We start from the raw sequence: 427 nt of genomic DNA, 5'->3' as shown, positions 1-427 counted from the left end.
TCGTGAGCGCCGATCTGGCAATTTGTTCTCGTGTTTTAAGCGAGGATCTAATGCCTAGACGGAAGCAAGCGAGACATACTGATGTGAAAGACATTCGATCGATACTGCGGCTGACGTTCGAGCAGGAATTGTCGATACGCGCCGTTTCTGAGCGGCTGAAGATGAGCAAGACGTCGGTCTCAACGTATCTGCTGCGGGCGCGGGAGGCGGGGCTTGCAGCATGGCCACTTCCACCCGGTCTGGATGATGACGAGCTCCTGGAGCAGCGACTATTCCGGCGGATGGGGCGACCTCCTCGAGACAGCGAGGAACCGAACTGGCCGAAAGTGGCCAGCGAGTTGAAACGCAAAGGCGTGACGCTCAACCTGCTATGGCAGGAATACCGGGAGGTCCATCCGGATGGATACGGCTACACCTGGTTCTGCTG

The 427-nt window shown here is 57.6% G+C and carries 1 pseudogene; it reads left to right on the top strand.

Annotated features, from left to right (window positions below):
- Positions 1-50 precede the first annotated feature (50 nt).
- A pseudogene (locus tag EQW76_RS28805) lies at positions 51-427 on the top strand (IS21 family transposase); the annotation flags it as partial.

It is taken from the genome of Rhizobium sp. rho-13.1, from assembly GCF_007000305.1.
Classification (GTDB): Bacteria; Pseudomonadota; Alphaproteobacteria; order Rhizobiales; family Rhizobiaceae; genus Rhizobium; species Rhizobium rhododendri.
This window is presented reverse-complemented; position numbering and strand designations above follow the sequence as displayed.